This is a genomic window from Ruminococcus sp. AF20-12LB (assembly GCF_003478985.1).
Taxonomy (GTDB): domain Bacteria; phylum Bacillota; class Clostridia; order Lachnospirales; family Lachnospiraceae; genus Blautia_A.
In genome coordinates this window covers 19,323-38,087 of sequence record NZ_QUGH01000003.1, presented here as the reverse complement: position 1 = coordinate 38,087, position 18,765 = coordinate 19,323, and the positions used below count along the sequence as shown (strand labels likewise).

Below are 18,765 nucleotides of genomic sequence, written 5' to 3'. Positions count from 1 at the left end.
TAAAAGAGAAATCATCCCCAGGGAGGTATGGATTGGACGAGAAGAGAACGGCAGCATTTCACAGTCTGATGCTGGAGCGGCAGAAAGGTGGCACCATAACGGGAATCCGGGAGGTGATCTCTTTCGATGAAAAAGAAATACTGCTGCATACAGAGGAAGGAAAGTTATCCATAAAAGGCGAAGGACTTCATGTAAAACATCTTGATCTGAAAAGCGGGCAGCTTAGCCTGGAGGGAAAAATCGACAGTCTTACCTATCTTGGCAGGAAAAAAGACAAAAAAGAAGGATCCCTTTTAAAAAGACTGTTCCATTAAAGCTAAAAAGACAGCAAACCGGTTGATATTTTTTTGAAGAAGTTGTAAAATCTGGATGTATAAGCTCGTAAAAGGTAAAGAGATCAGATCGTGTAAAAAAGGAGCAGCAGATTGAAAAATCCAAAAAAGGGAAAAGAAAAAAAACGGATCGGATATAATTATCTTGGCATGGCGGGGATCATGGTGATCGCACTGGTGTTGCTGGGAAGCCTTATGCTGCAGAGTAAGACTCTGGAACGGCGCAGGGATTATTATGATTCCAAAGCTACAGCACTGGAGAAGTCGATTGAAAGTGAGAAGGAACGTACCAAGGAGATCGAAGCAGAGAAAGAATATATGAAGACCGACGAATATGTGGAAGAGGCGGCTCGTGAGAAGCTGGGACTTGTGAAAGACAACGAGATCGTGTTTCAGGAAGAAAAATAGCTGAAAATCAAAGGTTTCGACGAAATTTTTTTTGACATTTTCGTGCGGCTTTGACAGATATTTCAGGGATCTTCCTTTATAATGTTCAGTCAGTGAAGGTTATAAGGGGAGGGGAAAATATGCAGGAATGGATCATTGCCATGCTCGTAGTCAGCATATTGCTGATACTCCGGGACATGGCAAAAACTGTCTTTTCGGGAAAAACGAAGGAAAAAGAAGAAATGCTGCCGCTTTGTGAAAGCCATCCCCAGAAGGAAAAAGTGGAACGGTATGCAGCATCCTTCCGGAAGCTTGCGGATACATTCTACGGAATGCCTTACCGTAAGGAATTTTTGAGCGGAGGACAGCTGAACCGTATCATATCGGACACCAGTGCGGCTGTATGTTCCAGATGTTATCAGAGAGAGATCTGCTGGGGAGAGCATGCGGGGGAAACCATGCGGGGCAGTGAGAATATGATCCGTACCATGGAGGAAGGCAATGAGGAGAATATCCAGAGAGCCCGCAGTGAATGGATGAGAGCATGTGGCCGTTCCGCCCAGTATTTTCAGGTCCTGAATGAGGGATTTCGGGAAGAAAGGCAGAATCTCGTGTGGGACAACCGGATGATCGAAAGCCGGCTTGCAGTTGCACAGCAGCTGACGGAGATCTCGAGGATTATGGATCATATGGCAGAAGAGCTGTATGATATCATGCCGGCAGATCAGCAGTTTCAGGAAGATCTGAAAAAGGCTCTTCGTAAAAAGCATGTACTTGTAAAAAATGTCTGGGTCATGGATAAGATCGAAGGAAGACGGCAGATATTTTTGAATCTGAGAGCCAGGAGCGGACAGTGTGTCTCCACGACGGAAATCGCACAGATCCTGTCCAGAATCTGCGGAAGCTCCATGACGCCGGACACCGGCAGCCGCAGTATTGTAAATGGAGATTTTCGTATGGTTCATTTTGTGGAGGATGTCAGTTATCAGATGCTTTACGGAGTAGCGCGGCTTACAAGAGAAGCGGAAAAAGTTTCCGGAGATAATTATATCTGTCGTCAGGAAGAGGATGGCAGGTTTTTTCTCTGTCTGTCTGATGGGATGGGTTCCGGAATAGAAGCGTTTAAAGAAAGTGAGATCGTGGTAGAACTTCTGGAACAGTTTCTGGAATCCGGCTTTTCTCAGGAGACAGCTGCCAGAATGGTGAATTCCGCATTGCTGTTGAAAGGACGGGAAGGGATGTTTTCTACTGTCGATATCTGTGCGGTGGATCTTTATACCGGGATTTGTGATTTCCTGAAAGCAGGGGCGTCTTCCACATTTATTAAAAGAGATCACTGGGTGGAATCCATTGCTTCGGAAAATCTTGCCGCAGGCCTGGTTCAGCAGTTGGATTTTGATACTGCATCAAGGAAGCTTTATCATGGAGATTATCTGATCATGATGACAGATGGAGTTCTGGATGCACTTCCTGCAGAACGGGAAGAAGAAACTATGAAGGAGATCATTATGGATGTCCGGGAAAAAGAGCCCAGGGAGATGGGACGGGGAATACTGGAAAGGGTCCTGGGATACAGCGATTATCATGCCAGGGATGATATGACAGTAGTTGTGGCAGGATTGTGGAAAAAATAGAGTATTTTTGGTTACAGGAGAAAAAATGATCACACGTGTAAGAAAATATATCAGAGACCATCAGATGCTGAAAGCAGAGGATATGGTTGTGGCAGGGGTTTCCGGAGGGGCAGATTCCATAGCAATGCTTCATATTCTGAAAAATCTTCAGAAAGAGATCGGTTTTTCCATGGAAGTGGTTCATGTCCATCATGGGATCCGGGGCCAGGAGGCGGACCGGGATGAGCAGTTTGTGGAAAAAATCTGCCGGGATTGGGGAATTCCTTTCCGGTCCAAGCATTATCCGGTTCCGGAGCTTTCCGGAAAGTGGAAGCTGGGAGAAGAAGAAACCGGAAGGATCGTGCGAAAACAGGCGTTTCAGGAGGAAAAAAAGAGACTTGGTTTTTCCGGGGAACAGTCAGAAAAGAACGGACAGTTCCGGATCGCACTGGCACACAACCGCAACGATCTGGCAGAGACTATGCTGCATCATCTGGCAAGGGGAACCGGTATCCGGGGACTTTCCGGGATACAGGCGGTAAACGGTGAGATCATCCGGCCGGTTTTGTGTTTAGAACGGAAGGAGATCGTCAATTATCTGAAGGAGAGAGGTATTTCCTATATCACAGACAGTAGCAATCTTTCAGATGACTATACAAGAAACCGGATCCGTAACCATATTCTTCCGGCTATGGAACAGAAGATCAATGCAAAAGCGGTGGAGCATATGGCAGAAACCGCACGGGTTCTGGCAGAAGCAGATTCGTATCTTCAGAAAAAGGGAAGGGAGCTTCTGGCAAGCTGCCGGAAAGAAAATGGCTATCTTCTGGATGAAAAATTTTTTGCACAGGATCCTATCCTTCAGGAATATGCGGTGATGGAGGCATTTGAGATACTGGCAGGAAAACGTAAGGACTTTACCTCTCTTCATGTGGACCAGGTCCTTTCGCTTCAAAAAAAAGAAAACGGTCGTTATATCAACCTTCCGGAATCGCTGCGGGTAATACGACAGTATGGAGGGGTATGTCTGAAAAACAACTCTGCATCAGACAGAGAGAACGCTGCTTCCACTGAAAAAAAAGTATCGGCAGGTCTCAGAGAAATGTCTATGGAGCTTCCGGTACCTGGGATTCTGGAAAGTCCTTTCGGAGTTTTTGAGTCGAAAATTTTTTCTTATAAGAAACAGAAGATTGAAGAAAAAAAGTATACGAAATGGTTTGATTATGATAAAATAAAAGATAGTCCATGCGTTCGGACCAGAAGACAGGGAGATTATCTTACTGTAAACAGTGAAGGCGGAAAAAAGAAGCTGAACCGGATCTTTATTGATGAGAAGATTCCGGCGGAGATGAGAGACAGGATTCCGGTTGTTGCGGCAGGATCTGAGATACTCTGGATCCCGGGAGGACGGATGAACGAGAAGTATAAGATCACTTCCACTACAGGGAGAGTGTTAGAATTACATTACCAAGGAGGAGCTTTAGCATGAGCGAAAAAATCAGGGTTTTACTCAGTGAAGAAGAGGTAGATGCCCGTATCCAGGAAGTTGCAGACATGATCAACAAGGATTATGAAGGAAAAGATGTACACATGATCTGCGTTTTGAAAGGCGGCGTTTTCTTTATGTGTGAGCTTGCCAAGAGGATCACACGCCCGGTAACACTGGATTTCATGTCTGTGTCCAGTTACGGTGATGATACGAAATCCAGCGGTGTTGTAAAGATCGTCAAGGATCTGGATCAGCCACTGGAAGGGAAAGATGTTCTGATCGTAGAGGATATCATTGATTCAGGCAGAACCTTAAGCTATCTGCTGCGTATCCTGAAGGGCAGACATCCGGCAAGCATCAAACTCTGTACACTTCTTGACAAACCGGAGAGACGTGTGACAGATGTAGAGGTAGATTACTGCTGCTTCAATATTCCGGACGAGTTTGTAGTAGGATACGGACTTGATTATGCCCAGAAATACAGAAACCTTCCTTACATCGGAGTAGTGGAGCTTCAGGACTGAAAGGAGATTTAACCAAGTGAGCAAGCATTCAGGTAAGATAGGCCTGTACCTTCTGCTTATTGTGGCACTGATCGCAGGATATCTGTATCTCAATGACCAGGTATCTACCCAGGGCAGCTACACAATGGGCCAGCTGGAAAAGGCTCTGGAAGAAGACAAAGTGACGGATGCGGTGATCCATCAGAACAGAGAAGTGCCCACCGGTTATGTAACAGCAAACATTGTTTCAGACGGTCAGAAGACAGTCTACGTAACCGATGTAAAGGAAGCGGAGGAGCTTCTTGAAGAACATGGTATCGATCCGACGATCCGCAATGTACCCAAGGACAGCTCCATGATCGGAACGGTACTTCCGGTAGTGCTTACCGGCGCGATCCTTATCTTTTTCTTTATGATGATGAACCGGCAGATGTCCGGAGGCGGCGGAAGCAATGCGAAGATGATGAACTTCGGAAAAAGCAGAGCAAGGATGTCATCCCCTGATGATAAGAAAGTAACATTCAAAGATGTTGCAGGTCTTCAGGAGGAGAAGGAGGATCTGGAGGAGGTAGTTGACTTCCTGAAATCCCCTCAGAAGTATACGAAGGTAGGTGCCAGGATCCCGAAGGGAGTGATCCTTGTGGGCCCTCCGGGAACAGGTAAAACCCTTCTCGCGAAGGCAGTTGCAGGAGAGGCCGGAGTTCCGTTTTTCTCCATTTCTGGATCCGATTTCGTGGAGATGTTTGTTGGTGTCGGTGCTTCCCGTGTACGAGATCTTTTTGAAGAGGGCAAGCGTCATGCACCGTGCATCATCTTTATTGATGAGATCGATGCGGTAGCCCGTCAAAGGGGAACCGGTATGGGCGGCGGCCACGATGAGAGAGAACAGACGTTGAACCAGCTTCTTGTAGAGATGGATGGTTTTGGAGTAAATGAAGGAATCATCGTAATGGCAGCGACCAACCGTGTGGATATTCTGGATCCTGCGATCCTCCGTCCGGGACGATTTGACCGTAAAGTCGGTGTGGGACGCCCGGATGTCAAGGGCAGAGAAGAGATCCTTATGGTCCATGCCAAGGACAAACCGCTGGGAGATGATGTGGATCTTCGCCAGATCGCCCAGACAACCGCAGGATTTACAGGCGCAGATCTGGAGAACCTTCTTAACGAAGCTGCCATTGATGCTGCAAAAGAGGGTCGTCCTTATATCATGCAGAAGGATATCAAGAAAGCATTCATCAAGGTTGGGATCGGTGCAGAAAAGAAGAGCAAGGTCATCTCTGATAAAGAGAAAAAGATCACAGCTTATCATGAAGCAGGCCATGCGATCCTGTTCCATGTACTTCCTCATATGGATCCGGTATACACCATTTCCATTATTCCTACGGGAATGGGAGCTGCCGGCTACACCATGCCGCTGCCGGATAATGATGAGATGTTTAATACAAAGAACAAAATGCTGGAGGATATCACCACGCTTCTTGGCGGACGTGTGGCTGAGGAGATCATCTTCGGAGATATCACCACCGGTGCCTCCAATGATATCAAACGTGCCACAGAGACTGCACGCTCTATGGTAATGAAATACGGCATGTCTGAAAAAATCGGTCTGATCGCTTACGGCAACGATGACGATGAGGTATTTATCGGCCGTGATCTGGCACATACCAGAGGCTACAGTGAGGAAGTGGCAAGAGAGATTGATGGGGAGATTTCCCGTATCATCCGTGAGTGCCATGAGAATGCAGAGAGCATCATCCGTGAGAATATCGGCGTTCTTCACAGCTGTGCGGCCCTTCTTCTCGAGAAGGAAAAGATACATCGTGAAGAGTTCGAAGCACTTTTTACAACAGAAAAAGAAGAGGTTGCAAAAACAAACGAATAAAATGCACAAAAAAATATATTGAATTTTGTGAACTTTGTGCACACTTTTTGGTGGACACATGGTACTATAAATACCGTAAAAACCCCCCAATACATTATATAGTTTTTGCTACACCCCATAAGAAGAAATACCTTCTCCAAAAAAGGCAGCCTAACCAGCTGTCTTTTTTACTTTGTCTAAAACAGGCCTTTTGGCTACGGCTAATAAAAGTGGACAGCAGGTGGACAGCCCCCCCCTTAAACACGGACAGCAGTGTTGACCATAAAAAGTGGTCAGTGCTGCTGTTTTTTTCTCAGATAATTTTGTATAGTATATATGAGGAGATAAGACGTGAATGAAATATTTTATACGAGATAGAAAAGAACTGCTTGTGAGGGCTTGAAATACCTCGTATATGCTGCAAATATGTAAGTTACGTTTGAGTAGATAAAAGCCGAAATAGGGCGAATTACAAGGCATTAAAGCAGGAATAGACAGAGAGATATCTGCCTTGAAGAATGGAAAGAGTATGTAGACAAAGTATTATTAATGTCCAGGAGAGGTAAAATATGATAATTGATGATAGAACATTTATAGTAAATCCTGCAGTTGAGGGCAGTCTCATTTATATAATAGCCAAAAAATGGTAATAAAAAGAAAAGTGTTGCCTGGCAGACTACAGTTGGTTTTCATCCGTGATTAAATTATTCATATGGATACACTCATTGTTAATATCAGATAAGAGATATATAGATTAGCGTTAAAATAGACGGAACGCTGTCTATTTTTATAGTGGTATGTTAAAATATAATTATGAGGTAAGGTGAGGAGGCATCATTATATGGGGAAAATAGTTCGAAAAAGATATGTGACAGAGGAAGCGGTTAAAAAAGCTTTGAAAATAGATTCTTTTAGGAATGTGTCTAAGGATAAGTTGATGCAGTTTGCTTCAATGATTCCATATATGGATAAAGATGTGGCCATTGCGATAATAAATCAATTTCCTGAATTTGCAGATTTTGGGAAAATATTAATCGCGAATTATATGCATATATGTGATAATATTCTTGAGAAAAACCATGAAGGTCACATGGCTGCTGTTCATGGATATCAGACCATATTGGATGCAAATGCAAAGAAATTGGAAAAAGATGAAATAACAGAAGAGGAAAGAAAAGCGATTACAGAGGACATGATTGCAGTTGCAGACAAAATTGCTGAGCTTGATTTAAGAAATAAAAAATTCTATGAAAGAATGGGATCTAAAGCATTAATTGCAGTCATTGCAGTTGCAGGGGTTGTTGGGGCTGCTATTGGCGTAAATTGTGCATTTGGGAATAATAGTGGTGAATTACCAGATATTGATGATGATAATGAAGAAGATGAATAAGATTTTTATAGCAGTTATAATACTATATTTAGAGAGAATGAATGGGTGATGTAATGGTAATTAAAAATATTCCAAAATCTGAAGCCGAAAAGTATAGATTATTGCTTTCGGAATTACGACCAGAGTGGAGAACTGAAATCATAGCTGAGGATTACAATCTATATAAATTAGGGTTAATAGATGAAATTCCTTGCTTCCTTAATATAGAAGCATCTTACGAACAGTTAATCGAATTGCATATGGATATTATGGATATGGAAATTGCTGTATATCACAATGAAGATTTGAAGTGCAAAAGTCCAGTGAATATGACTCCTGAGGAAAAAAGAGAATATAATCTATGGAAAGAGGCTGAAAGTGAATACAAAAGATATGCTTCTATTGCTTCAATAGTTGATTATTGGTTACCGAGACAATCGAAATGATAATGAAAGAGAATTGTTTTAGACTTGTAGTATCATAGATTTATATTTAATGTATTTGTTAAAAAAATGGTTATATTTTCTATTAACCATTGAGAATGTTGAAAAACAAGAATAAAATAATCATATAAAGTCTTTTGACATAAAACAGCTATAAAGTGAGATGAGAAATACAAGGGATAGAAAAGTAAATATTGTTAAAGACCATGAAGGAACGATTTTAATAAGTAAGTAATGCTAAAAGAATGATTGCCCCACAAGATTTCTTGTGGGGCTAAAGAAAAAATATGTGAAAAACTCAAGAAATGAGGATCGAATGTATGAAAGAGATTAAAAATATTTTAAAAGAAGTGTTATTGATATGCTGTATAGCAGGACTCATTTTTTCGTTGACGTCTTATGAGAATTATTCAGAAGTGTCTGCGGCATCAAAAGCTTCATATAAAATTGTTAACAAAAGACAAATAAAACAGTATAAAGATCATAAGGCAGAATATCTCTATCAGCTTCCGCAATTGAAGGGGAAGAGTGCTGCCATAAAGAAAATTAACAAGTCAATCATGACTGATTACAAGAATACATTTAAATATAAAAGAAGATTGTTTGATTACTTTGAGGTTTTAAAAAAGTCATCACATAATTATATTTACTGTACATATAAATGTAAAGTTACATATAATCAAAAGGGATATGTTTGTTTTAAATTTACGAGTAGTTGGTATGCCGGAGGTGTTGGTAATACAAGTGAATATGGCTTAACTTATCGATTAAGAGATGGCAAGAAAATGGGGATTCAAGATGTAGTTTATGGTAAGAGATCGTCTGTTAAGAAAAAGATAGCGGACACTTATGCAAGAAAAATCTCTAGAACAGGGTATAGACCAATTATGAAAATGAATTATTCGGATTTTGATTATTATATCAAACCAGGTAAAAAAGTAATCGTATGTTTTGGTCCATATAAGCCTAATAGAGGAAATGGACATGTATCGATTGCTGTGAAGGGTAAAATCTGAAATTTTGAATGATTTCAAAAGTATAATAGTATTATATAGAAGGGATATTAAGAGGTTGTGATATTGTAAATTTTGTGTCACAGCCTTTTATGTTTGGTTTTATGAGAAATATGAGGAGACCATTAGTGACATACGTGTATATAGATTAATAGCAAAGTAGTTGTAATGTTGTAAAAGAAGAGTATAGTGTATATTATATCATACAGATATAATATATAAGAAAAGGGGTGTATTACTTGAAAGCTGTATCGAAGTCTGCAAGGGTAAGTCCAGAAGCAAAGCGTATTATTAAGGAATTGAAAAGCGGAGAATTGGAAGTGAGAAATGTTCCAGAAAAATTTGCTTTAGATTCTAATGTTGTAAAAGCAGAAAGAAAATTGGGATTGAGAAAAAGCGGTCATCGAGGTTTTGATGTAATCACACAAACATTTTTTGTAGAAGAAGATTGGTTTCATAAAGAGTCGTCAGGTAATCTTGTTTCAAGATTGCATAAGATGACCTTTGATTCTTTTGAGGAATATTATGGATTTTTGGATGGTGATATATACGAAGATGCTTGTTATTATCAGTATGCATTTGAAGATGAATTTTCCCAAAATCTTAATCTTGATATAGATCGATTGACAAAAGTAAAAAGTTTTGTGACAGAAACCGTAGATGATTATTTGTGTGAATGGTCAAAGGATGAAATTGAATCATATAAGCGTTGTGAAAAAGTAAATAAGAAATGCGTAAAACAGTGGTTGGATAAATTCAATACTTGTGATACATATGAACAATTCAAAAAGGTATGCGGTAATTATAAAAAATCAACGGTTTCACAATATAAATGTGTAGAATTCTTCTTTTTCCAGTATGCTTTTGATGCTCAGTGTAACAAAAAGCATTTGGATGTGCTTATGGAATATCTGTCAAAGGATTATTATATTGGTGGTAATGTAGTATTGGGCTTGTGCTTGATTCATACGCCAGAAGTCATTCTTGATAAATATGATTTTTCACAAGGATCGATTACAACCAATAGGAAGCGAAAAAAAGAAGTAAAAGATTTTGTGGAAGACTTGAAAAATCAGGATGTTGAGAAGACTGTAGTAGGTTATTTTGATAGAGCAACACATTTTTATTGTGAAGAAACAAAAGTGTATCGCTATTATAGCTACCAAGGCAGAAAAACTTTGAATCAGTGGCATAGTGTAGATGTATGTCGAGCTTTTGAGACATTCGATGAATTTATCAAGTATAGAAATGGTAATTTGACAAATTGTGACTTATCAGGAGCCATTGATTTGAATGATGATTTTTCAAAATATATAACTGATGATACAACAAAATTACCGATTAATGAAGATGCAAATCTGAGTTGCAAGGTATTGAAAGTATATAAGAATGGGGAATTTGCAGTATGTCAATTTTGGAGTAATGAAGATAAAAAAATTGTAAAACAGAAGGTACATAGATTTCCATATTTCTTTGATTTTGTGACATTTTTGAAAGGCGATTTATCTGGTGCAGATATGTTATTCTGTACTGGCATGAAAAATCTTTCCGATATAGACGGAATTAACTTGAGTGACGTGAAAATGACCAGTGAATTATGCAAACAATTTAATGTTCAATATAAAACATATGATTATGATGAAAAACTCATTGGTGAGTTCCCAACAGTTGAAAAGAATGAAGAAGAAACGGCATTGGTATTACAATTGTCAAGGGAAATTGTTGCATCTGACAGCAGTATACTTTTCGAAAATCTTGGAAGTATGTTTTTATGGGATTCTAACAGAATTAGCTACATTTCTGATTTACATTTAATGCATAGAATTAAAAATGCAGGATGTAAATCAAAGGAAGATGTTGTTTTTACAATACAAAAAATTATTGATGACATTTTGGCTGAAAGTACGAATTTAACACTTATCGGTGGAGATATGTCATCAGAATTTTCGCTATTTGAATTGTTTGTGAAAATGCTTAGAAAATCAGCTGGCTCAGGAAGACGAAATTTTGTATTTGTTCTTGGTAATCATGAACTATGGGATTTTCCGGGACTGTCAGTGGATGAGATTGTTGATAAATACAGAACCGTATTAAAGGAAAATGGAATGTACTTATTGCATAATGATTTGTTTTATAGAAATGAATCTGATGACATGGGGATTATTCCATATAATGAATTGATACAGTTAGATAATCAGGCTATTCTGGAAAAATTGAGATGTACAAGATTGGTGATTTTGGGTGGTCTTGGATTCTCTGGTTACAATGAAGAATTCAATGCAAATGATGGTGTGTATCGAGAAACTGTTGATAGAAATACAGAGATTCAGGAGAGTAAAAAGTTTGAACAGTTATATGATAAATTGACAGATGTGTTAGCAAGGAAAAATACAGTCATCTTTACGCATACACCAAAGAAAGATTGGTGTGCAGATGCAAATTGTCATGATGATTTTGTATATGTCAGTGGTCATACACATAGGAATATGTTCTTTGACGATGGTGTAAAAAGGATATATGCTGATAATCAGATTGGGTACAGAAATGAAAGTCCGTATCTGAAGAATTTTTTGATGGATGGAGAGTATGATTATTTTGGTGACTATGAAGATGGCATATATGAAATTACATCTCAGGAATATCAAGATTTTTCTCGTGGAAAGAATATATCAATGACATTCAATAGGCAAGTTAATATTCTTTATATGTTGAAAAAGAATGGGTATTATTGCTTTATTCATAAAACAAAGACAGGTTCGTTGGCGATATTGAATGGTGGAGCATTGAAAAAATTAGATGTGAAAGATGTGAATTATTATTATGATAATATGGATTCAATGATTGCATCTATTGAAACACCTTTGAAAAAATATACAGCTTATCAGGAAAGTATTGCCGATGAAATTAGAAAAATTGGTGGGCGTGGATGGATTCATGGCTGCATCATTGACATTGATTATTATAATCATGTATATGTGAATCCAGTAGATATGACAGTACGAAGTTATTGGGCATTGGATATTATTAACAAGCTTGTATATCCAACTGTACCAGCATTGTTGAAAAATAACTGTCCGGAATTATATGTTAACTATTTGAAATTGATTGAAGGGGAAAAATCAAATCCTTTAGCAATGAAACGGACAAAGAAAAAAGTATCATTGTTGCCACAAGAATATTTGGAAACAGATATTTATAAAGCATCTCGTGAGATAAAAAAGATGCAGAAATTGAATTCAAATGTTCTGACAACATGGTATGATATTGTTCCGCAGTCGGTGTAGAATATAATCCAACGCATGCCTGGGTAGTGTAAATTATTCTATAAACCTATGATTTTATCATCAATCTGAGAGGTTTACACAGAATAATTTACACTACCTAAATAGCCTTGATTTTGGCTTTTACTGATTCCCGACGCTTTTCAGCATTGGAAGGAACATGTTTCAGCCATGCGCGATAACCAGAACGTGAAACGCCAAGTATTTTCAACATTCCGGAGACAGAAACACGGCGTTTAGCCTTGCGGGCTGCTTCTGCCTTCTCAGTAACTTTGAGGTAAATGGCTTCCGTCATTTTCCCAGAATGTTGGTGGCTTTTTTTAATACATCAAGTGCATCCTGTGCATCACGTAGTTCACGCTTTAAACGTGCAATTTCTTTTGCTTCATCAGAAGCATAGTTGCCGGAACCACGGCTCTCAATGTCTCCGGTATCACGCAGTTCTTTCTGCCAGCGAGACAGTGTCTGATGACTGATTCCTAAGTTTGAAGCGCAACCCCGCAATCCTAATTCTCTGTGATCATGATAATACTGGATTGCATCCAATTTAAATTGTTTGTCATAGTGCTTTGCCATAATGAGATCCTCCTTCAGTGCGGTAACTACATAGTACCATAAAATTTGTAATTAGGGATTCTCATTTTGACTTATACTATTTATATTCTAGCACCAAGTGTGTTATTAGATGGAGGTGTGCCAGTGACGGAGGTTGCCCGAGATTTGGGACATAAGAAAATTACAACAACAATGGATTCATACTACAAACCGAGAGCCGTAGCTGGAATTACTAGCCAAAAAAGTAGTGTATTTGCAGCAACGGTGACTATGTCAGGTTGGACAGCAGTAGGTAAGGTACCGTGAACCGCATAAAATAAGGGAAAATTGGGTGATGTTCCATAACCAGCTGCCTTTTTTACTGCCCAAAAATAAAAGGCGAATTACGGAGAAAACATATATATATATATGCTTGCGGGATGGAAAAAATTAAGATAATATATTTAAAAACATGGTACTAAAAACGGAATGAGGAAAATAGAATGTTATATGAAAGCATGGAGACTGCAAAGAAGATGCGGTATATACTCAATATGAGTCCGGTATTAAATAAAGACGCAATGTTCAGTGACGGGACGGAATATTACCGTACACCTGTGGATCCACGGGAAGGTGATACAGTTACGATCCGTTTTCGTACCCAGAGAAATAATGTGGACAACGTCTGTCTTGTGCATGACGGAGAATATCTGGAAATGAAGTGGGAAAAAACTTCCGGAAGCTTTGATTATTATACTGCACAGATCGTAATGGGAAAAAATCCTGTACGATATTACTTTGAGATTCATTCAGGACTTGTTACCTGTTATTATGATACAAATGGTGTAAGCACCAGACATGAGGAAAGGACAGAATTTGAGATCTATCCCGGATATCATGTGCCTGAGTGGCTGAAGGGTGCTGTGATGTATCAGATTTATGTAGATCGTTTCTGTAACGGAGATCCTTCCAATGATGTGGAAACAGGGGAATATTTCTATATCGGGGACACTTCCGTAAAAGTGGATAACTGGGAAAAGGTTCCGGCTGTGATGGGTGTCCGGGAATTTTATGGCGGCGATCTTCAGGGAGTTATGGATAAGCTGGATTATATTCAGGAGCTTGGAGTGGATGTGATCTATCTGAATCCGATCTTTGTCTCTCCCAGCAACCATAAGTATGACTGTCAGGATTACGATCATATCGATCCGCATATCGGAAGGATCGTAGAGGACTGTGATGGTCTGTTAAGTCCCGGAGACAGTGACAACAGTCATGCCCTTAAGTATATCCGCCGTGTGACCAATAAACGGAATTTGGAGGCCAGTAATAAGCTTTTTCAGGAGCTTGTGGAGGAAATTCACAGAAGAGGAATGAAAGTGATCCTGGATGGGGTATTTAACCATTGCGGATCCTTTAATAAATGGATGGACAGGGAACGGATCTACGAAAATCAGGAAGGCTACGAAAAGGGGGCCTATGTTTCGGCGGACAGCCCTTATCGTTCTTTCTTCTGCTTTCAGGATCAGAACCGCTGGCCCTATAATCCAACCTATGACGGCTGGTGGACCCATGATACCCTGCCAAAGCTGAACTACGAAGAATCTGAGGAGCTTTGCCGGACGATCCTTGATGTGGGCAGAAAATGGGTTTCGCCGCCGTATAACGTAGACGGATGGAGACTGGATGTAGCTGCAGATCTGGGCCACAGCAATGATTTTAACCATCACTTCTGGAAAGCGTTCCGGAGGACAGTAAAAGAAGCCAATCCTGATGCAGTGATCCTTGCAGAACACTACGGAAATCCGGAAAGCTGGCTTCGCGGTGATGAGTGGGATACAGTTATGAACTATGATGCTTTTATGGAGCCTGTAACGTGGTTCCTGACCGGAATGGAGAAGCACAGTGATGAGTACCGGGAGGACCTTTATGGCAACAGTGAGGCCTTTATCGGGGCGATGAAGCATCATATGCAGTCTTTGCATATGGGAGCGCTTTATGGAGCCATGAATGAGCTTTCAAACCATGACCATTCCAGATTTCTGACAAGAACCAATCACAGAGTGGGAAGGCTTTCCTACGCAGGCGCAGAGGCAGCATCTGCAGGTATCAATCCTGCTATCATGAGAGAGGCTGTTGTGATCCAGATGACGTGGCCTGGTGCGCCCACGGTATATTACGGGGATGAAGCCGGTGTCTGCGGCTTTACAGATCCGGATAACCGCAGAACTTATCCCTGGGGAAAAGAAGACCAGGAGATGCTGGACTTTCACAAACGTATGATCTGCATACACAAGGCATATCCGATTCTTGCAAAGGGGTCCCTGGAATTTCTGTGGAACGATCATCAGGGCTTGAGCTATGGTCGTTTTTCTGATTCTGAACAGATCATAGTGATCCTCAATAATCAGGATCAGGAGAGAGACATAAGGGTAACAGCCTGGAAAACCGGTGTAAGCCGGAAAGAAGCAACGGCTTTTCAGCGCCTGATGCTTTCTTCCGGAGAGGGTTATACGGAAATGCCGGAAGAATATATTGCAGATGCAGGGATTCTTCAGGTGAAGATGCCTGCATACGGAGCGATGGTGCTTCACCACAGGGCAAGGGATAAATACAAATGATGTACGAGTAAGGCAGAGAAAAAAGCCAATCTGTTCTTCCATTAGGAAGCGGATTGGCTTTTTTCATTGTGTTTTATGGGTTATTCTTCTGTAACGTGTTCAAGTCCCTGATTCATGATGGTTGCCACATGGCTGTCTGCCAGGGAGTAGTAAATGGTTTTTCCATCTCTTCGAAATTTGACCAGTGACATCTGCTTCAGTACCCGGAGTTGATGTGAAATAGCACTCTGGGTCATGGAAAGACGATCGGCAATATCCTGAACACAGAGCTCTTCTACAGAAAGTACGTACAGGATACGGATCCTGGTAGGATCACCGAAAACCTTGAACAGGTCGGCAAGCCGGTACAGTGTATCATCATTGATCGGGTAATCTATATGTGTTTTCTTCATTTGCGCATCCTCCAAACTGTTAACTTCTATTGTAGCTGAAAAAAACGCACCGGTCAAATTCTTTTCTGCATCACTGGGGAGTTGTATGGATCCGCTGCAGGATATCTGCCCTGCAGAACGGATCTTATTTTTTATACAGGATACGAATGGAATTCAGCACGCAGATCATGGCAACGCCAGTGTCTGCAAATACGGCCATCCACATGTTGGCATGTCCGGCAAGACCAAGGATCATAACTGCGATCTTGATCACCAGGGCAAATATTACGTTCTGCCATGCAATACGGTTTGTGCTTCGTGCAATGGTGATGGACTGAGGGATCGCATCTACATTGGAATTCATAAATACGGCATCTGCGGCTTCAATGGCAGCATCTGCACCGCTTCCCATGGCAGCGCCTACATCAGCACCTGCAAGAACAGGAGCGTCGTTGATACCGTCACCAACAAACATAACAGTTCCATGTGCCTGGCGGACCTTTTTCAGGGCATTGAGCTTATCCTCCGGAAGAAGCTTTGCATAGATCTCATCAATCCCGGCATCTTTTCCTACAGCCTGTGCACTGTCTTCGGAGTCTCCGGTAAGCATAACAGTGTGGAGACCAAGTTTTTTCAGAGAAGCAATGGCTTCCTTTGCGTCAGGTTTGATGGTATCGGAGATCAGCATATATCCTGCGAAGGTTCCGTTTACTGCCATAAATACTTCAGAGCCGTAAGCGGCTTCCTTTAATTCTCCGATTGTAACTCCGAATTTATCCATCAGCTTGCGATTTCCGCAGAGAACTTTTCCCTCCGGCATTTCCGCAACGATCCCGTGACCGGAAATTTCTTCCAGGGAGATCGGTTTTTCAAATTGGATCTCACGTTCCTTTGCGGCAACAACGATGCTGTTCGCAATAGGATGTGTGGAGTTCTGTTCACAGCCTGCACACATGGAAAGGAGTTCATTTTCCGTGTATTTACCGGTGGCAACAACCTTCTGAAGCTGGAAGTTGCCTTCTGTGATAGTGCCGGTCTTATCCATGATCACAGCGCCGAGCTTACTTAATCCTTCGATGGAAAGGCCACCCTTGAAAAGGATGCCCTTTTTGGAACCGGCACCGATCCCGGAGAAGAAGGCCAGCGGGATACTAAGTACAAGAGCGCAAGGGCAGCTCATTACCAGGAAAGTAATAGCTGTGTAGATCCAGTAATGCCAGTTTCCGGTAACAAGGGATGGGAGTATGGCAGTTGCCACTGCGATTCCTACAACACAAGGAGTATAAACCCTGGCAAAGCGTGTGATAAAGCGGTCGATCTTCGGTTTGCTTGCTGCCGCGTTTTCTACGGAATCCAGAATACGAGTGACCATGGATTCTTCCAGAGGTTTTTCCACGCGGATCTTAAGCTGTCCGGAGGTGTTGACGCAGCCGGAAGTGATCTCATCACCTTCATTTACAGCAACCGGTACAGGCTCTCCTGTGATCGGAGAAGTGTCGATACGGCTGTTTCCCTCAATTACGATACCATCAAGAGGAATGCGGTCTCCGGGACGGACCAGAAGAATGTCTCCGATCTGAGCCTCTTCAGAGGGAATTACCTGGATATCATCGCCCGTGACTAGATTTACTACTTCCGGACGAAGGTCTACGGCATCCATGATCTGTCCGCGGCTTCGTTCAACGGCTTTTTCCTCAAAAAGCTCTCCGATGCGGTAGAAGAGCATAACGCCTACGGCCTCAGCGGAATCATTGATGGCAAAAGCGGCAAGTGTTGCAATGCTCATGAGAAAGTTTTCGTCAAAAATCTGTCCGTGAGAGATGTTTTTGGCAGCTTTTACAACGATAACACCACCAAGTGCCAGGTATGCGATCACAAATACAGGAAGAGTGGCACTGGTGCCGAAGCCTTTGTGTTCCATGATCTCTCCGGCAACGAAGAGTACTGCACCGATGATAATACAGATGATATCTACGTTTTCCCTGGAGAAAAATTTCTTCTTGTAAGCGGTTGGGTGAGTCACTGCTTTTGTGGACTGAGCCTTTGGTTTCGGATCCTTTTCTTTTACAAGAACTTCGGATTCAATGGATGTACAGATCTTACGGATCTGATCCAGGTATCGGTCCGGATTCTTTGCAGTTAAGCGAAGCTGTTTTGTTGCAAAAGTGATGGTTGCTTCGGAAATGCCTTCAAGGTTTGCGATTTGTTCCTCCATTTTGGAAGCGCAGTGAGCGCAGCCCAGATTTTCCAGAAGATAGGTCTTAGTTGTTGTGTCAGTGGAAGCTGCCGGAGCTGGATTTCTCGGAACAACTTTAACTTCAGACTCAATGGATGTGCAGATCTTGCGGATCTGCGGAAGCAGAGCGTCTGGATCTGCAGCCCCTAAGCGAAGCTGTTTTGTCGCAAAAGTAATGGTAGCGCTTTCTACGCCTTCAAGAGCCTGGATCCGTTCCTCCATTTTGGAAGCACAGTGAGCGCAGCCGAGGTTCTCCAGAATATAGATACGCTTTGCGGTGAGAGCATTGTGGGAGTGAACGTGGTGCTCATGATCATGATCCCCGCAGCCACAGCCGCAGTGCTCGCCATGGTGGTGATGGTGCTCGTGTTCATGATGTTCGTGCTCGTGCTCCTCGCAACCACAGCTACAGTGTTCATCGTGGTGCACATGCTCGTGTTCATGGTGTTCGTGTCCGTGCTCCTTGCAACCACAGCTACAGTGTTCATCGTGGTGCTCATGTTCATGATGTTCGTGCTCGTGCTCCTCGCAACCACAGTTACAGTGTTCATCGTGGTGCACATGCACATGCTCATGTTCATGATGTTCGTGCTTATGCTCCTCGCAACCACAGCTACAGTGTTCACCGTGGTGCACATGCTCATGTTCATGGTGTTTGTGCTCGTGCTCCTCGCAACCACAGTTACAGTGTTCATCGTGGTGCACATGC

At 41.8% G+C, this 18,765-nt stretch carries 16 protein-coding genes; 12 read left to right on the top strand and 4 right to left on the bottom strand.

Features of this window, described 5'->3' with window-relative positions; genetic code table 11:
* The first annotated feature begins 32 nt into the window (after window positions 1-32).
* From yabP to DWX61_RS04510, 10 genes are all read left to right on the top strand, one after another.
* On the top strand, window positions 33-314 hold the full coding sequence (yabP, locus tag DWX61_RS04555; protein ID WP_173753898.1) for a sporulation protein YabP: 282 nt from the start codon (window positions 33-35) through the stop codon (window positions 312-314).
* Between the two features lie 111 nt (window positions 315-425).
* Window positions 426-740, top strand: a complete 315-nt coding sequence (locus tag DWX61_RS04550) for an FtsB family cell division protein (RefSeq protein WP_227752318.1) — start codon at window positions 426-428, stop codon at window positions 738-740.
* A gap of 119 nt (window positions 741-859) precedes the next feature.
* Window positions 860-2,353, top strand: a complete 1,494-nt coding sequence (locus tag DWX61_RS04545) for a SpoIIE family protein phosphatase (protein ID WP_118624041.1) — start codon at window positions 860-862, stop codon at window positions 2,351-2,353.
* A gap of 25 nt (window positions 2,354-2,378) precedes the next feature.
* A complete protein-coding gene (gene tilS, locus DWX61_RS04540) occupies window positions 2,379-3,821 on the top strand; it encodes a tRNA lysidine(34) synthetase TilS (protein ID WP_118624039.1) in 1,443 nt (480 codons plus the stop codon).
* Window positions 3,818-4,345 carry a hypoxanthine phosphoribosyltransferase gene (gene hpt / locus DWX61_RS04535; protein WP_118513120.1) on the top strand — a complete coding sequence of 176 codons (528 nt, stop codon included), beginning with the start codon at window positions 3,818-3,820 and terminating at the stop codon, window positions 4,343-4,345. The genes tilS and hpt overlap by 4 nt, the downstream gene beginning before the upstream one ends.
* Before the next feature lie 16 nt (window positions 4,346-4,361).
* Entirely contained in the window at window positions 4,362-6,209 is a 1,848-nt protein-coding gene (ftsH, locus tag DWX61_RS04530) for an ATP-dependent zinc metalloprotease FtsH (protein ID WP_118624037.1), read from the top strand.
* An 820-nt stretch (window positions 6,210-7,029) separates the two neighbouring features.
* A complete protein-coding gene (locus DWX61_RS04525; RefSeq protein ID WP_118624035.1) occupies window positions 7,030-7,578 on the top strand; it encodes a hypothetical protein in 549 nt (182 codons plus the stop codon).
* A gap of 41 nt (window positions 7,579-7,619) precedes the next feature.
* A complete protein-coding gene (locus DWX61_RS04520; RefSeq protein ID WP_118624033.1) occupies window positions 7,620-8,003 on the top strand; it encodes a hypothetical protein in 384 nt (127 codons plus the stop codon).
* A 317-nt stretch (window positions 8,004-8,320) separates the two neighbouring features.
* Entirely contained in the window at window positions 8,321-9,016 is a 696-nt protein-coding gene (locus DWX61_RS04515; protein ID WP_118624031.1) for a hypothetical protein, read from the top strand.
* 236 nt (window positions 9,017-9,252) lie between these two features.
* The gene (locus DWX61_RS04510) at window positions 9,253-12,297 is read left to right on the top strand and encodes a metallophosphoesterase (RefSeq protein ID WP_118624029.1); all 3,045 of its coding nucleotides are present in this window, start codon (window positions 9,253-9,255) and stop codon (window positions 12,295-12,297) included.
* Window positions 12,298-12,394: 97 nt separating this feature from the next.
* Here the strand turns inward: DWX61_RS04510 and DWX61_RS04505 are convergent, their stop codons facing one another.
* Entirely contained in the window at window positions 12,395-12,589 is a 195-nt protein-coding gene (locus DWX61_RS04505) for a hypothetical protein (protein ID WP_118624027.1), read from the bottom strand.
* A complete protein-coding gene (locus tag DWX61_RS04500) occupies window positions 12,586-12,870 on the bottom strand; it encodes a transposase (protein ID WP_244790309.1) in 285 nt (94 codons plus the stop codon). Before DWX61_RS04500 ends, DWX61_RS04505 begins: the two co-directional genes overlap by 4 nt.
* 461 nt (window positions 12,871-13,331) lie before the next feature.
* On the opposite strand from DWX61_RS04500, the gene DWX61_RS04495 reads away from it, so the two are divergent.
* Window positions 13,332-15,449, top strand: a complete 2,118-nt coding sequence (locus DWX61_RS04495; RefSeq protein ID WP_118624023.1) for a glycoside hydrolase family 13 protein — start codon at window positions 13,332-13,334, stop codon at window positions 15,447-15,449.
* Between the two features lie 80 nt (window positions 15,450-15,529).
* Here DWX61_RS04495 and DWX61_RS04490 read toward each other — a convergent pair whose 3' ends face one another.
* Both DWX61_RS04490 and DWX61_RS04485 read right to left on the bottom strand, forming a co-directional pair.
* Window positions 15,530-15,841, bottom strand: coding sequence for an ArsR/SmtB family transcription factor (locus DWX61_RS04490; protein ID WP_022427364.1), 312 nt, complete (start codon window positions 15,839-15,841; stop codon window positions 15,530-15,532).
* Window positions 15,842-15,965: 124 nt separating this feature from the next.
* The gene (locus DWX61_RS04485; protein WP_244790311.1) at window positions 15,966-18,278 is read right to left on the bottom strand and encodes a heavy metal translocating P-type ATPase; all 2,313 of its coding nucleotides are present in this window, start codon (window positions 18,276-18,278) and stop codon (window positions 15,966-15,968) included.
* Window positions 18,279-18,290: 12 nt separating this feature from the next.
* Here DWX61_RS04485 and DWX61_RS19170 point away from each other — a divergent pair.
* Window positions 18,291-18,765, top strand: a 475-nt coding sequence (locus tag DWX61_RS19170; protein WP_182433955.1) for a hypothetical protein, incomplete at its 3' end; no start/stop codon positions are given.

Excerpts from the sequence above, each read along its gene's own strand:
- DWX61_RS04545 (WP_118624041.1), top strand. The coding sequence starts at position 860 with ATGCAGGAATGGATCATTGCCATGCTCGTAGTCAGCATATTGCTGATA.
- tilS (WP_118624039.1), top strand. The coding sequence starts at position 2,379 with ATGATCACACGTGTAAGAAAATATATCAGAGACCATCAGATGCTGAAA.
- hpt (WP_118513120.1), top strand. The coding sequence starts at position 3,818 with ATGAGCGAAAAAATCAGGGTTTTACTCAGTGAAGAAGAGGTAGATGCC.
- DWX61_RS04525 (WP_118624035.1), top strand. The coding sequence starts at position 7,030 with ATGGGGAAAATAGTTCGAAAAAGATATGTGACAGAGGAAGCGGTTAAA.
- DWX61_RS04520 (WP_118624033.1), top strand. The coding sequence starts at position 7,620 with ATGGGTGATGTAATGGTAATTAAAAATATTCCAAAATCTGAAGCCGAA.
- DWX61_RS04515 (WP_118624031.1), top strand. The coding sequence starts at position 8,321 with ATGAAAGAGATTAAAAATATTTTAAAAGAAGTGTTATTGATATGCTGT.
- DWX61_RS04505 (WP_118624027.1), bottom strand. The coding sequence starts at position 12,589 with ATGACGGAAGCCATTTACCTCAAAGTTACTGAGAAGGCAGAAGCAGCC.
- DWX61_RS04500 (WP_244790309.1), bottom strand. The coding sequence starts at position 12,870 with ATGGCAAAGCACTATGACAAACAATTTAAATTGGATGCAATCCAGTAT.
- DWX61_RS04495 (WP_118624023.1), top strand. The coding sequence starts at position 13,332 with ATGTTATATGAAAGCATGGAGACTGCAAAGAAGATGCGGTATATACTC.
- DWX61_RS04490 (WP_022427364.1), bottom strand. The coding sequence starts at position 15,841 with ATGAAGAAAACACATATAGATTACCCGATCAATGATGATACACTGTAC.
- DWX61_RS04485 (WP_244790311.1), bottom strand. The coding sequence starts at position 18,278 with ATGGAGGAACGGATCCAGGCTCTTGAAGGCGTAGAAAGCGCTACCATT.